Origin of the sequence: Cytobacillus gottheilii (assembly GCF_900166665.1) — a bacterium.
In the GTDB taxonomy this organism is placed as follows: Bacteria; Bacillota; Bacilli; order Bacillales; family Cytobacillaceae; genus Cytobacillus; species Cytobacillus gottheilii_A.
Map to the genome: position 1 here is coordinate 1,086,355 of NZ_LT800494.1, position 15,335 is coordinate 1,101,689.

Annotated in this window: 9 protein-coding genes, 1 pseudogene and 1 other annotated feature (1 of these 11 running past the window's edge); of the genes and pseudogenes, 5 read left to right on the forward strand and 5 right to left on the reverse strand. The window is 39.4% G+C overall.

Going from position 1 to position 15,335, the window contains the following annotated elements:
• Positions 1 to 34: 34 nt before the first annotated feature.
• From B7E07_RS05390 to motS, 4 genes are all read left to right on the forward strand, one after another.
• Positions 35 to 1,108, forward strand: coding sequence for a bifunctional 3-deoxy-7-phosphoheptulonate synthase/chorismate mutase (locus B7E07_RS05390; RefSeq protein WP_080844404.1), 1,074 nt, complete (start codon positions 35 to 37; stop codon positions 1,106 to 1,108).
• A gap of 315 nt (positions 1,109 to 1,423) precedes the next feature.
• Positions 1,424 to 2,422, forward strand: coding sequence for a catabolite control protein A (gene ccpA / locus B7E07_RS05395; RefSeq protein WP_080844405.1), 999 nt, complete (start codon positions 1,424 to 1,426; stop codon positions 2,420 to 2,422).
• A gap of 368 nt (positions 2,423 to 2,790) precedes the next feature.
• Complete coding sequence (gene motP / locus B7E07_RS05400; protein ID WP_080844406.1) at positions 2,791 to 3,609, forward strand: flagellar motor protein MotP; 819 nt, start codon at positions 2,791 to 2,793, stop codon at positions 3,607 to 3,609.
• On the forward strand, positions 3,599 to 4,333 hold the full coding sequence (motS, locus tag B7E07_RS05405; RefSeq protein WP_080844407.1) for a flagellar motor protein MotS: 735 nt from the start codon (positions 3,599 to 3,601) through the stop codon (positions 4,331 to 4,333). The genes motP and motS overlap by 11 nt, the downstream gene beginning before the upstream one ends.
• Positions 4,334 to 4,418: 85 nt before the next feature.
• Here motS and B7E07_RS05410 read toward each other — a convergent pair whose 3' ends face one another.
• From B7E07_RS05410 to B7E07_RS05420, 3 genes are read right to left on the reverse strand one after another with little or no spacing between them, the layout of a single operon-like run.
• Positions 4,419 to 5,594, reverse strand: a complete 1,176-nt coding sequence (locus B7E07_RS05410; protein WP_080849114.1) for an acetoin utilization protein AcuC — start codon at positions 5,592 to 5,594, stop codon at positions 4,419 to 4,421.
• Positions 5,591 to 6,238 (reverse strand): acetoin utilization AcuB family protein, encoded by a 648-nt coding sequence (locus B7E07_RS05415; protein ID WP_080844408.1) that lies wholly within the window; start codon positions 6,236 to 6,238, stop codon positions 5,591 to 5,593. Before B7E07_RS05415 ends, B7E07_RS05410 begins: the two co-directional genes overlap by 4 nt.
• Before the next feature lie 31 nt (positions 6,239 to 6,269).
• Positions 6,270 to 6,902, reverse strand: a complete 633-nt coding sequence (locus B7E07_RS05420) for a GNAT family N-acetyltransferase (RefSeq protein WP_080844409.1) — start codon at positions 6,900 to 6,902, stop codon at positions 6,270 to 6,272.
• Positions 6,903 to 7,288: 386 nt separating this feature from the next.
• Here B7E07_RS05420 and acsA point away from each other — a divergent pair, with 386 nt between their 5' ends.
• Entirely contained in the window at positions 7,289 to 9,007 is a 1,719-nt protein-coding gene (gene acsA, locus B7E07_RS05425) for an acetate--CoA ligase (RefSeq protein WP_080844410.1), read from the forward strand.
• A 112-nt stretch (positions 9,008 to 9,119) separates the two neighbouring features.
• Here acsA and B7E07_RS05430 read toward each other — a convergent pair whose 3' ends face one another.
• Together B7E07_RS05430 and B7E07_RS05435 are read right to left on the reverse strand one after the other, a co-directional pair.
• A complete protein-coding gene (locus B7E07_RS05430) occupies positions 9,120 to 12,077 on the reverse strand; it encodes a transglycosylase domain-containing protein (RefSeq protein WP_080844411.1) in 2,958 nt (985 codons plus the stop codon).
• A gap of 178 nt (positions 12,078 to 12,255) precedes the next feature.
• Positions 12,256 to 14,901: pseudogene (locus B7E07_RS05435) on the reverse strand (transglycosylase domain-containing protein); the annotation flags it as partial.
• Between the two features lie 350 nt (positions 14,902 to 15,251).
• Positions 15,252 to 15,335 (forward strand) — a binding site (T-box leader) (it continues 148 nt past the right edge of the window).

Sequence of the window (15,335 nt, forward strand, 5' to 3'; positions counted from 1 at the left end):
TGAGGCCAGGCTATAAAGAAAGGGAAGGGATAAGATGGGTAAAGAGCTTGATCAATTGCGTGACCGGGTGGATGAGATTAATCTGCAGCTGTTAAAGTTAATTAATGAAAGAGCAGAGCTGGTTCAGGAAATCGGAAAAGTAAAGGAAACACAAGGGGTTTATCGCTATGATCCTGTCCGTGAGAGAGGTATGCTTGATTTAATAAAAGAAAATAATGATGGACCATTTGAAAATTCTACGATCGAGCATATGTTTAAGGAAATATTTAAAGCTGGACTCGAATTGCAGAAAGATGATCACAGCAAAGCTCTTCTTGTTTCCCGTAAAAAGAAATCAGAAAACACAATTGTTGATATTAAGGGGGAGAAGGTTGGAGACGGAAATCCTCATTTAGTATTTGGACCATGTGCTGTTGAGTCTTATGAACAGGTGGCAACAGTTGCGGAGGCTGTTAAGGCAAAAGGGCTAAAACTATTGCGCGGGGGAGCGTTTAAGCCGCGTACTTCCCCATATGACTTCCAAGGCTTAGGACTTGAAGGGTTAAAAATTCTAAAAAGAGTCGCAGATGAGTACGATCTTGCAGTCATTTCTGAGATTGTAAGTCCTGCGGATATTGAAACAGCTGTAAATTATATTGATGTCATTCAAATCGGTGCACGCAATATGCAAAACTTCGAGTTATTGAAAGCAGCAGGTTCTGTTAATAAGCCGGTCTTGCTAAAAAGAGGGATTGCAGCAACGATTGAAGAGTTCATTAATGCTGCAGAGTACATTATGTCTCAGGGCAACGGTCAAATTATTCTTTGTGAGCGCGGTATTCGTACGTATGAGCGTGCGACTAGAAATACACTCGATATTTCAGCGGTGCCGATTTTAAAACAAGAAACGCATTTGCCGGTACTAGTTGACGTAACGCACTCTACAGGCAGAAAAGATCTGCTTCTTCCAGCAGCAAAAGCTGCATTGGCAATCGGAGCTGACGGTGTTATGGCTGAGGTCCATCCTGATCCAGCAGTAGCATTATCTGACTCTGCTCAGCAAATGGATTTACAGCAGTTCGATCATTTCATGAAAGAATTGAAAGCAACACCTTTTGCAAGAGTATAAATAGCGCTCGATATAAAGGAATCCACAGGATATATATCTTGTGGTTTTCTTTATATGTATAAAGGTCTTTGTGTCCGTAAATTGTTAATTTTTCATTAAATTTATGAAAAAGATATCAGCTTTTATGAAAATAGAGCAGTTTTTTTTCAAAAATGAATGTGTTGACATTGCGACAATTCGCTTGGTGTCGTATGATTATACATAATTAGACATGTGTATCCTATCACAATATCATTTTTATGAGTAGGTTACGTTCGCATGCAGTAAAATAACTATATTAAAGCGGAAAACCGTAAATATCGAGGAGTGAATGAAATGAATGTAACAATATATGATGTTGCCCGTGAAGCAAACGTTTCAATGGCAACCGTATCACGGGTAGTGAATGGCAACCCAAATGTAAAACCAACGACTAGAAAAAAGGTACTTGAAGTAATCGACAGGCTTGGCTATCGTCCAAATGCAGTAGCACGCGGGCTGGCAAGTAAGAAGACAACAACTGTTGGCGTTATTATCCCTGACATTTCCAGCACGTTTTTTGCAGAGCTTGCACGAGGAATTGAAGATATTGCAACAATGTACAAATACAACATTATTTTGAGTAATTCTGACCAAAACGAAGAGAAAGAACTGCATCTTTTAAATACAATGCTTGGGAAACAAGTCGACGGGATTGTGTTCATGGGAGGAAATATCACCGCTGAGCATGTAAATGAATTTAAAAAATCTCCTGTTCCGATTGTTTTGGCTGGCTCTATTGAAGAATCAGGCAGTATTCCATCTGTCAATATTGATTATGAGCAAGCTGCATTTGATGCAACGACTGCTTTAATTGAAAAAGGCCATAAAGATACTGCGCTAGTAGTAGGTCCTCTCCGTGAGCCGATTAATGCTGAGAAGAAGCTTGAAGGCTATAAACGTGCATTAGCTGAAGCAGGTATTTCTTTTAGAGAAGAGCTTGTAGTTGAAGGGGATGACACGTACGATTCTGGTATTGAGGCATTTGAAAAATTATTAGAGGCAACACCAAAACCAACAGCTATTTATGCAGGGTCTGATGAAATGGCACTTGGAATTGTACACGGAGCTCAAGATAAAGGCATCAACGTTCCTAACGACCTGGAAGTAATCAGCTCTGACAATACAAGATTGACGTTGATGGTTCGTCCGCAGCTTACATCCATTGTTCAGCCATTATATGATATTGGAGCTGTTGCAATGAGATTATTAACAAAACTTATGAATAAAGAATCAGTTAGTGATCAAATTGTAGTACTTCCGCACCGTATTGAGCAGCGTGACTCAACAAAATAAGACAATTGCCGATAAAAAAGGTAAGAAAGAGGCGCCTATATTAGGACAAAGGAAAGTAGAGTCTCGTGTGTAATTGCCGAGACTATTACTTTAGAACGTACCTAGTAAGGGCCTAAAGCCTATAAAGAAAATGCGGAGGCGGCTTGAGCATCATGTATGTCGTATTACATGAAAGGCTTTTTCACTTGGCCGAGACACCGAGAAGCATTGGCTGTACAAATGTGTTTGTACGGAAAAGCGGCAATGTAATAGTATGAGTTCTGACAATATCAGAACTGCCTGCCCCACTGTTTGACTCTATGTCTTGATCAGAATAAGTCGTAACATCTCCGCCAAAATGGCAATTTTGTGCGTCAGGGAGAGAGATTATGAAAAAGCTGGACATGTTAACACCGTTGGGGCTTGTGGTCGGATTAGCCCTGCTGCTTTTTGGGATTGCAGCAAATGGCGGAATAGGAGATATTATTTCGTTTATTGATCCTGCTTCCATACTAATTGTTTTAGGAGGACTTGTAGCAGGGTTACTTGTCAGTTTTCCTTTAAAAAATGTGCGTCATATGTTTACTGTTATTCGGCAAGCATTCTCTCAGAAAGAAGAAAGTCTAGAGGAGTTAATTGCTATTTTTGTGAAGCTGGCGGAGAAAGCTAGAAGAGAAGGTCTTTTGTCTCTGGAGTCAGTGATTGAAGAAGTTGATGATCCATTTATCCGAAAAGGTGTTTTACTGGCTATTGATGGAGTTGAACAGGACGTCATCCATGATATTATGAGTGCTGAAATTGCTGCATTAGACGAACGTCATCGAAAAGGCAGAAGCATTCTGGAAAAAGCAGGAGAATATGCACCAGCATGGGGAATGATCGGTACCTTAATCGGACTTGTGCTAATGCTAAAAAGCCTCAATGATCCATCAACATTGGGTCCTAATATGGCGATTGCTCTTTTAACTACCTTATATGGTTCGTTATTGGCAAACTTATTTTTTATTCCGGTTGCTGCCAAGCTGGAGTTAAAAACAGAGCAGGAAGTGTTTATGAAGCAAATTGTCATTGAAGGCGTAATTGGCGTTCAGTCTGGACAAAATCCGAAAATATTAGAAGAAAAGCTAAGTGCCTTTTTATCTGCAGAGGAGAAAAAACGCTCCGCTGAGATTACGAGATCAGGGGAGGCACTAGAAGATGAACGCTAATAGGAGAGGACCAAAACCTAAAAAAGGCGCGCCGACTTGGATGGTTACCTTCTCTGACTTAGTTACACTTATACTAGTGTTTTTTATTCTTTTGTTTTCCATGTCGCAAATAGACGTTTTTAAATTCCAGGCAATTGCGGAGTCTTTTCGAACAAGAGAAATTTTAGACTTCTACCCTTCTATTATTGAAAATGAACATCCTGGTGAAGCTAGTGATAGCGAGGCAGATGTGAGCAGCAGTTCAGAAGAAGGAACACTGGATCATTTGCTTGCTGAAGTACAGGCATACCTGCTGGAAAACGGGATGGAAGATGTCATCGTTGCAAATAGAACAGAACGCGGAGTGGTATTGGTTTTACAGGAGCAGATTCTGTTTGAATCAGGTGCAGCCGATTTGAAAGAACAATCTTTTCCATTCTTAAATAAAGTGGGAACAATGCTTTCTGAAATGCCCAATCTTGTAAAGGTTGAAGGTCATACGGACAGCAGGCCGATCACCACTTATCGCTATCCTTCGAACTGGGAGCTTTCAGCTGCGCGCTCCGCCAGTGTGATTCGTTATCTAGTAGAGGAACAGCAATTAGACAGTAGCCGTTTTGCAGCAATAGGTTATGGCGATACCCGGCCTGTAGCTGTAAATGACAGTCCGGAAAATTTAAGCAAAAACAGAAGAGTTGAAATTATTATTTCTGATCCTGCTTACAATGAAGAGGAACAGGATTAACAATTGAAAACGTTCTAGAGGATATGTAAAGTCCTCTGAACGTTTTTTTATTATAGGTATAACGGTTTCATGATAATGAATGATTTTATTCGGACGACGAAATCGATTTTATATCTTTCAATGGATATAAAGCTTTATCCAGTGTATTTTGGTTTTTTTCTTCAATTTCTTTTTTGCGGGGAATTTCTTTATAGGCGTCCGTTGGGTCATCCCATTGATCAGGCAAAGGAACAGGAGCTTCTTTTGCCCATTTTTCAATCCATTCCTTAGGTATATTTCCATAACTATTCGAGTTTTCTGTCATCTCAAGCCAGATTAGTGACCAGGCTCTTGGTACAACCCTCCAAATATCGTAACCTCCGCCTCCTACCGCAATCCATCGGCCATCACAATATTGGTGAGCGATTTCATGTGCCAGCTTAGGAATCTCACGGTAAATTTTCATTGTTGCAGATAAGTGTGTAAGCGGATCCAAAAAATGAGCGTCTGCCCCATTTTGCGTAAGAATAATATCAGGTTTAAAAAATTCAGCAATCTTTCGAAGTGCCGTTTTGTAAGCATGAATCCAAGATTCATCTTCAGTAAAGGCATCCACTGGAATATTAAATGAATAGCCATACCCTTTACCTTGCCCTCGTTCATTCACATTTCCTGTTCCAGGGAATAAGTAACGACCTGTTTCATGAATAGAAACCGTACAAACACTAGGATCATCATAAAATGCCCATTGAACTCCATCGCCATGATGGGCATCGGTGTCAATATACAGAACGCGTGCCTGATATTTTTCCTGCAAATATTTAATGGCAACTGAGCTATCATTATAGATGCAAAACCCAGAAGCTTTTCCTCTGAATCCATGATGCAATCCGCCGCCGATATGGAAAGCATGCTTCGCCTTTCCTTCCATAACATAATCTGCTGCAGTTAAAGTGCCGCCAACTAGTAGTGAACTGGCTTCATGCATATGAGGAAAAATAGGTGTATCCTCTGTGCCTAAGCCATAATTCTCTGCTGTCTCTTCAATGAGTCCGACAGTTCCAGCTTGTTTTACAGCTTGAATATAGCTGGGATCATGAATCAATTGCAGCTCTTCATCTAGTGCTAAGCGCGGAGGAATCATTGATTCTTCATTTAAAGCACCAATCGATTGAAGCAAGCTGACTGTCAATTCTAATCTTTTCTGATTAAAAGGATGATTTTCGCTGAATTTATAGTTCATAAGATCCTTCGAATAGATAAAAACAGAATCATGCATCATAGCAGTTTCCCGAATTGATTTGGCCATAGTACTTCATGTCCTGCTGATGTTAAATCCTCAATAATGGGAATAGGGTTCATAGTTTGTACACGAATGACAATGACCTTATATTGATGATCCTTCTTGTCTGGATAAACGAGTACACTTTGTATATTCGCTTTTCTTTTCGTGATAATTGAGGTAACATCATTTAGCTTTCCAGATTTATTCTCTACTCTGACTTCAAGATGAGAGCCAGGCTGATGCGCCCCAGTCAGCTCAACCAATGTGTGAAGAAGATCTGTTTCAGTGACAATACCGACAAGTCTTTTATTTCTAATAATCGGGAGACAGCTAATTCGATGTTCATATAAAACAGCAGACACTTCTGCAACTAAATCAAGTGGATGCCCAGTTATGACGTCCTTTTGCATGATTAAATGAAGTGGATTTTGTAAAGTATTCATAAATTGATCTGTTTCAAAAATGGATGGAGTTGCATCGCGAATGTCCCGATCTGTAACTAGTCCAATAAGCTGGCCTTGGGAATCAATAATAGGCAAATGGCGGATTTTATTCGCACTCATGATTTTTACTGCATCACCGATACTGTGTTCTTTTGTTAATGTGGTGACGTCCTGTTTCATTATTTCTTCCACAAGCATGTTCTGCCCCACCTTTAGTAAGAAATTGTCTTTAATACATAAAACGATTCATAAATCTTAATTGATCAAATTGCTGGATGGATTCAGGCTGAATTCTTTTTCCGATTCTGGCCATTAAACAATTGGCAGGGTGTGAACTTATTTCCGGCTCATCTGTTGCATACCATTCAAGTCCGCCAGCGTTCATCATTTTCTCCATTACTTTACGATATTCCCAAACATTTAAGCCGGTACCCTTTAAGTCCCAGTGCCAATAGTATTCGGTCGTAATGATGATGTAATTTTCCATGGCATCATCCATCATAGAAACCTTTAGCAGATTTTTCCCTGTTCCGTATCCACGGAAACCAGGAATCACCTCAATGGCGCCTAATTCAATTAAATCAGGCATTTTTCCTTCAGACCATCTTTCAAGTGGATCTGGATATAAATAGGTGACATAGCCTACAATCGTATCTCGACAGCGCGCAATAATAATCCTTCCCTCTGGCAGTCCAGCAATCTCAATTAATGCCTTCTTTTGCTGCTCTGGAGGTCGAAAGGCAGTTAAGTCTTTATGAAATTCATATTCTTGTAGTTTTTCCGGTGGAATGGGTCCTTCAATAATGATATTTTCGCTTGGTGTTTTGAGTTCTTTGGCATTATATGTTTTCGGATGGTCCATCAATTCACCGCCTTTTTTTCGTAGTTTAGTTCTATTATACATAAATCTAGTATGTATGAAGCGCTTTCACTGAATTTTCTATGAAATTTTCTACAGGAATTTTCAAGTGGTGAAATCATCCCTTTAGCCAGGAAAAAATTTAAGGAGAGGGGACCCATTGAAACAGTGTGCAGCATTAACTTATCGCAGTACTTACTAACAAGTTATTTCTCTATAATTGTTAAGTCCTGCAATATATCTTGTCTAACTAGAGATGTTTTTTCTATAACTATAAGGATAATTATAAAAATATATAGTCAATTAGAAGGAATAATATTTTTAAAATTGAGAAAACAACATATCTGTACTATAATATTAGCAAATGAATAAAAGGGGGATTTTGGCATATGAAATTGGAAGCGCTGCCAGTTATTCAAGGGAATTATTATTTGGAAAATTATGATGAGCAATACGCTAATTATGATTGGTCAGAAGCAGAAAAGAACTTCTCGTGGAGTGAAACAGGTAAAGTGAATCTGGCATATGAAGCCATTGATCGACATGCTGAAAACTTTAGAAAAAATAAAATCGCTCTTTATTATCGAGATGGAATCAGAAATGAAAAGTACACGTTTAAAGAAATGAAAGATCAGTCCAACAAAGCAGGAAACGTTCTTAAAACGCATGCTAATGTAGAAAAAGGAGACCGAGTGTTTATCTTTATGCCGCGCTGCCCTGAGCTCTATTTCGCTGTATTAGGTGCGATTAAACTCGGAGCTATTATTGGACCTTTGTTTGAGGCATTTATGGAGGGAGCTGTAAAGGATCGCCTTGAAGATAGTGAAGCTAAAGTGCTCATCACAACTCCTGAACTGCTTGATCGTGTACCGGTTGACCAGCTGCCGGCATTAAAGTCAATTGTTCTAATCGGTGAGGATATCAATGAAGATGGAAAATTTATTAATTTTAGAAAAAGGATGGAAGAAGCGAGCAAACAACTGGAGATTGAATGGGTTGACTTATCAGATGGACTAATATTGCATTATACTTCCGGCTCGACAGGAAAGCCAAAAGGGGTATTGCATGTTCATAAAGCGATGGTACAGCATGCTCAGACAGCAAAGTGGGTACTTGATTTAAAAGAGGAGGATGTATACTGGTGTACGGCCGATCCAGGTTGGGTAACTGGCACAAGTTATGGAATCTTCGGACCATGGTTAAACGGCGTGTCGAATGTTATTGTTGGTGGACGCTTTAACCCTGAAACATGGTATAAGATGATTGAAGAATATGGAGTAACTGTCTGGTATAGTGCTCCAACTGCATTTAGAATGCTAATGGGAGCGGGAGATGAAGTCATTAAAAAGTTTGATTTATCGAGCCTGCGACATATTTTAAGTGTTGGTGAACCTCTTAATCCAGAGGTAATTAAATGGGGAATGAAGGTATTTGGACTGCGCATTCATGATACATGGTGGATGACAGAAACAGGTGCACAGCTTATTTGCAACTACCCGTCAATGGAGATTAAGCCAGGTTCTATGGGAAGACCCGTTCCAGGTGTTAAAGCGGCTATTGTGGATGACCAGGGAAATGAACTGCCGCCAAACAGAATGGGGAATTTGGCTATTAAAAAGGGCTGGCCATCCATGATGGCAACAATTTGGAATAATCCGCAAAAATATGAATCTTACTTTATGCCGGGAGATTGGTATGTTTCAGGAGATTCTGCCTATATGGACGAGGATGGCTATTTCTGGTTTCAAGGACGTGTAGATGATGTGATTATGACATCAGGCGAGCGTGTAGGTCCATTTGAAGTCGAAAGCAAGCTGTTAGAGCACCCTGCAGTTGCAGAGGCAGGCGTCATTGGGAAACCCGATCCAGTCAGAGGAGAAATCATTAAGGCTTTTGTTGCTTTAATGGACGGTTATGAGCCATCGGATGAACTGATTGAAGATATCCGTGTATTTGTTAAAAAAGGCTTGGCTGCACATGCTGCACCTAGGGAAATTGAATTTCGTGATAAATTGCCTAAAACGAGAAGCGGTAAGATTATGCGCCGGGTTTTAAAAGCGTGGGAATTGGAGCTCCCGACAGGTGATTTATCGACGATGGAGGACTAAAAAGGAACTCTCTTTTTAGGAAGTATACTAGAATAATGAGCATATAAAAAAAGCGCCATATGGCGCTTTTTTTATATTATATAAGTGTTTACCACTCAAGTTGCCGCGTTTTTTATTCTGAATCTCCGTCACCAGGTGGTTCAGGTTCATTTTCTCCTCCACCCGAATCTCCGTCACTAGGCGGATCAGGTTCATTCTCTCCACCGTCTGAATCTCCCTCACCATTATCTGGGTTTTGAGGAGGATCTGGTTCAGGATCAGGTTTTGTATTAGTATCGGTATCTTTAGGTGGCTTCGGCGGTTCCGGTTTGTCAGCAGGAGGTTTTTCCTCAGGTTTGCTGCCAATTTGTATTGAGTTAGAAGGCGCCGATTCCTGGCCTGCAATATCAACGGCTGTTACATAATATGAGCCATTTCCGGCTTGGTAAGTCAAATTCTCACCAGAACGGATAGAAGCAACCTTTCCTCCCTCACTATAAATACGATAGCCAATAACATCATTTTCTGGATGTGCATTCCATGTTAATGTGTTGCCGGAAGCAGTAACTGAAAGAGGTGATGGTACTTTGCCGTTATCCTCCATTTTGTCATCTGCAACAAGAATTTTTGACCATCGATCCTTTTTAGGAATAAGACTACTTGGGTTGACATTCGATATGCCGAATAACTTTTCTATATAATCTGGATTCAAGATCATGCCAGGCTCAGAAAATTCTTCTGGTGTAGATGGAAGAGCCATGTATTTGCGATCTCCAATTCTAACGAGTCTTCCAGTCCCCAGACTGTCATCCACTTGTGTAGGAACGAATTTGGCATTAAATAAATCTGTGTCAACCAGTCCAGCTGCAGAACAAGCTTCCGATGGAAGAAGACCAGATATTGCACAGAATGATCTGCTGACGATTCCGCCCGGCATTTTAAAGCTTTCGCTAGGGTCAACAAGCTCAGGAGCTATGTCATAAGCAGCATTCATTAAATCTGCCCATAGGTAGTTGGTTCTTAAGCTGTAGTTAAGACCGCCTGTTTTTAATGATTTAGGTGTATCATAACCTGTCCATATGCCGAAAGAAACGTTTGGATTGGAAGCAACAAACCAAGAATCATAAAATTCGTTTCCTGTTCCTGTTTTCCCAGCCCAATCTGAAGCAAACTTTAATCTGCTTTTAATGGATGTAGCTGTACCGCTATTTATAACATCACGCATCATATCAATCGTTAAATAAGCAGTTTGCGGACTGAAAACATCAACTGGCTCGACTTCATGCTGAAAAATAGGATTTCCTTCTTTATCTGTTATTTTTTCAATGAGATAGGCATCTACAAACTGACCGCCATTCGCAAATGTGCCATATGCATTTGTATTTTCTTCTACTGTAACACCATATTCTAAAGATCCAATGGATGTTGCTAGATTGGTATAATCAGCTTCATATAAGGATGTAAAGCCCATTTTCGCAAGATATTCTGCTGGCCTTTGACCGACAATATCCTTATAAAGCTTAACAGCAGGCACATTATATGATTTTGCTAATGCGTACCGTGCGGATACGAGGCCGCTATAAGATCTCGTATAGTTGTTTGGCCATGGCCTGCTTAAGGCAGGATTTAAATGAAGCGGTACGTCAGGCAGGATTGTACCTGGTGATGCTTTTCCTAACTCCATTGCAGGTGCATAAACGAGTAATGGCTTCATTGTTGAACCATTTTGCCTGATTGCGCTTGTGGCATGGTTGAGCTGTTCTCGTTCATGATCCCGGCCGCCTACGAAACTGATAATTTTACCTGTTTTGTTTTCAATTAGTATGGCGCCAACTTCAACAGGCTCCATCACTTGAACATTCTCTCCAGTTTCAGGGTCTTTAACGGTTTCCCCTTTATCTGGTCCATAATTTGGATAATTATCTTTTACAGCTTGCATACTGTCGTAAATTTCTTTATTAACAGTAGAGTGTATTTTATAGCCATTTTGTCTAATATTACGATCTGCTAATGTTTGATATTCTTCTCTTAGCTGGTCATCGTTTTCCAAGTCTTTCTCTTCATAACCATCATTCTTTGCTAATATCTTACTCATAATGTCAACTGCTCGTTTTTCTATTTCATACGTTAAGTAAGGATATTTCTCCAGAGGGTTGTCCTCATCTTGCTGCCTAAAATCTTGTGTAATATCATAGGCTATTGCTTCTTCATATTGTTTTTTGTTGATCTGTTCATCATCATACATCCGTTTTAAAACGGTCTGCATTCTGCTTAGTCCAGGTTCTAATCCTTCAGGCTCCTTTAATTCACCAGATTGCGTAAATGGTGTGTAGCCGAATGGGCTTTGTGGAAGTCCTGCAATAAAGGCAGCCTGCGGTAAGGTTAAATCTTTTGCTGCAACACCAAAAATACCTTCTGCAGCCGATTGAACTCCTGCAATATTTCTACCAGCAGAGTTTCTTCCAAAGGTTGAAACATTCATATACGCTTCTAAAATTTCCTTCTTTTCAAAAAACTTCTCAAGTCTGAGAGCAAGTAAAATTTCTTTCGCTTTTCTTTCGAAGGAAATTTCATTTGTCAATATTTGATTTTTGATCAGCTGCTGGGTTAATGTACTTCCACCAGACTGAACGGATGAATTGCTGACTTCTTGAAAAAGAGCTCGCAGTATGGCTTTAGGAACAACTCCTTCATGCTCATAGAAATATTCATCCTCTGTAGCTACGATTGCATTCACTAAATACTCAGAAACATCATCAATATTTACTTCTTCACGTTCCAGATCAGTTCTAAGCTTTCCCAAGTAAACATCGTTTGCAAAATAAAGCTCTGATGTTTCTTCATAGTTGTATATGTCTTTTTGCATGTTATCATAAGAACGGATAGGTTCATCTTTAACAAGAGAAGCAAAATATCCTGCGCCAGCTCCGCCTGCAAAGGCTGTACCGAGTACGATAACAATGATCAATAAGAGCGTCAAATTCCAAATGACCTGGTATGTGATGCTTGCACCCTTGACTGTTTTCTTATTTGTAAAGAAACCGGCTGTCGGCTTTAACTTATTCTTCCAATTTTGAAGAATCTCTTTCATTCGCATCATTCCCCCTAAAATCACATACATTATAGCATAAGTCAACATCTAATATGACAAGGTTCGCCATTTATCTGAAATTTCCTTTTATTACTAGAAGTTTTTTGAAGAAAGATCGTTTATCTTTTGGGTAAGTAGAAACCTTTAATAAGTAATTTTATAAAAATAAATTTATTNGGTAAGTCAAATTCTCACCAGAACGGATAGAAGCAACCTTTCCTCCCTCACTATAAATACGATAGCCAATAACATCATTTTCTGGATGTGCATTCCATGTTAATGTGTTGCCGGAAGCAGTAACTGAAAGAGGTGATGGTACTTTGCCGTTATCCTCCATTTTGTCATCTGCAACAAGAATTTTTGACCATCGATCCTTTTTAGGAATAAGACTACTTGGGTTGACATTCGATATGCCGAATAACTTTTCTATATAATCTGGATTCAAGATCATGCCAGGCTCAGAAAATTCTTCTGGTGTAGATGGAAGAGCCATGTATTTGCGATCTCCAATTCTAACGAGTCTTCCAGTCCCCAGACTGTCATCCACTTGTGTAGGAACGAATTTGGCATTAAATAAATCTGTGTCAACCAGTCCAGCTGCAGAACAAGCTTCCGATGGAAGAAGACCAGATATTGCACAGAATGATCTGCTGACGATTCCGCCCGGCATTTTAAAGCTTTCGCTAGGGTCAACAAGCTCAGGAGCTATGTCATAAGCAGCATTCATTAAATCTGCCCATAGGTAGTTGGTTCTTAAGCTGTAGTTAAGACCGCCTGTTTTTAATGATTTAGGTGTATCATAACCTGTCCATATGCCGAAAGAAACGTTTGGATTGGAAGCAACAAACCAAGAATCATAAAATTCGTTTCCTGTTCCTGTTTTCCCAGCCCAATCTGAAGCAAACTTTAATCTGCTTTTAATGGATGTAGCTGTACCGCTATTTATAACATCACGCATCATATCAATCGTTAAATAAGCAGTTTGCGGACTGAAAACATCAACTGGCTCGACTTCATGCTGAAAAATAGGATTTCCTTCTTTATCTGTTATTTTTTCAATGAGATAGGCATCTACAAACTGACCGCCATTCGCAAATGTGCCATATGCATTTGTATTTTCTTCTACTGTAACACCATATTCTAAAGATCCAATGGATGTTGCTAGATTGGTATAATCAGCTTCATATAAGGATGTAAAGCCCATTTTCGCAAGATATTCTGCTGGCCTTTGACCGACAATATCCTTATAAAGCTTAACAGCAGGCACATTATATGATTTTGCTAATGCGTACCGTGCGGATACGAGGCCGCTATAAGATCTCGTATAGTTGTTTGGCCATGGCCTGCTTAAGGCAGGATTTAAATGAAGCGGTACGTCAGGCAGGATTGTACCTGGTGATGCTTTTCCTAACTCCATTGCAGGTGCATAAACGAGTAATGGCTTCATTGTTGAACCATTTTGCCTGATTGCGCTTGTGGCATGGTTGAGCTGTTCTCGTTCATGATCCCGGCCGCCTACGAAACTGATAATTTTACCTGTTTTGTTTTCAATTAGTATGGCGCCAACTTCAACAGGCTCCATCACTTGAACATTCTCTCCAGTTTCAGGGTCTTTAACGGTTTCCCCTTTATCTGGTCCATAATTTGGATAATTATCTTTTACAGCTTGCATACTGTCGTAAATTTCTTTATTAACAGTAGAGTGTATTTTATAGCCATTTTGTCTAATATTACGATCTGCTAATGTTTGATATTCTTCTCTTAGCTGGTCATCGTTTTCCAAGTCTTTCTCTTCATAACCATCATTCTTTGCTAATATCTTACTCATAATGTCAACTGCTCGTTTTTCTATTTCATACGTTAAGTAAGGATATTTCTCCAGAGGGTTGTCCTCATCTTGCTGCCTAAAATCTTGTGTAATATCATAGGCTATTGCTTCTTCATATTGTTTTTTGTTGATCTGTTCATCATCATACATCCGTTTTAAAACGGTCTGCATTCTGCTTAGTCCAGGTTCTAATCCTTCAGGCTCCTTTAATTCACCAGATTGCGTAAATGGTGTGTAGCCGAATGGGCTTTGTGGAAGTCCTGCAATAAAGGCAGCCTGCGGTAAGGTTAAATCTTTTGCTGCAACACCAAAAATACCTTCTGCAGCCGATTGAACTCCTGCAATATTTCTACCAGCAGAGTTTCTTCCAAAGGTTGAAACATTCATATACGCTTCTAAAATTTCCTTCTTTTCAAAAAACTTCTCAAGTCTGAGAGCAAGTAAAATTTCTTTCGCTTTTCTTTCGAAGGAAATTTCATTTGTCAATATTTGATTTTTGATCAGCTGCTGGGTTAATGTACTTCCACCAGACTGAACGGATGAATTGCTGACTTCTTGAAAAAGAGCTCGCAGTATGGCTTTAGGAACAACTCCTTCATGCTCATAGAAATATTCATCCTCTGTAGCTACGATTGCATTCACTAAATACTCAGAAACATCATCAATATTTACTTCTTCACGTTCCAGATCAGTTCTAAGCTTTCCCAAGTAAACATCGTTTGCAAAATAAAGCTCTGATGTTTCTTCATAGTTGTATATGTCTTTTTGCATGTTATCATAAGAACGGATAGGTTCATCTTTAACAAGAGAAGCAAAATATCCTGCGCCAGCTCCGCCTGCAAAGGCTGTACCGAGTACGATAACAATGATCAATAAGAGCGTCAAATTCCAAATGACCTGGTATGTGATGCTTGCACCCTTGACTGTTTTCTTATTTGTAAAGAAACCGGCTGTCGGCTTTAACTTATTCTTCCAATTTTGAAGAATCTCTTTCATTCGCATCATTCCCCCTAAAATCACATACATTATAGCATAAGTCAACATCTAATATGACAAGGTTCGCCATTTATCTGAAATTTCCTTTTATTACTAGAAGTTTTTTGAAGAAAGATCGTTTATCTTTTGGGTAAGTAGAAACCTTTAATAAGTAATTTTATAAAAATAAATTTATTCAAAATGCTTGCACCCATGCTGCATATTTGCTTTTTTTCAATTTTTCAATTCGAACAAAATTATGCAAAATCTTTTTTCCAGTAATGGTAAAGCGGAAATTGAAATCTGTCATAATTTTTTTGATATTGACATCGGTTTACTAAATATGATAAAACTGCTTTATTAACTAAATAGCTTATGCATTGACGGGAATCAGTAGTGCTTCTATCCCTGTTTCAGAAAGCCGGCGGCTGCTGTGAGCCGGTGCAAATAGAAGG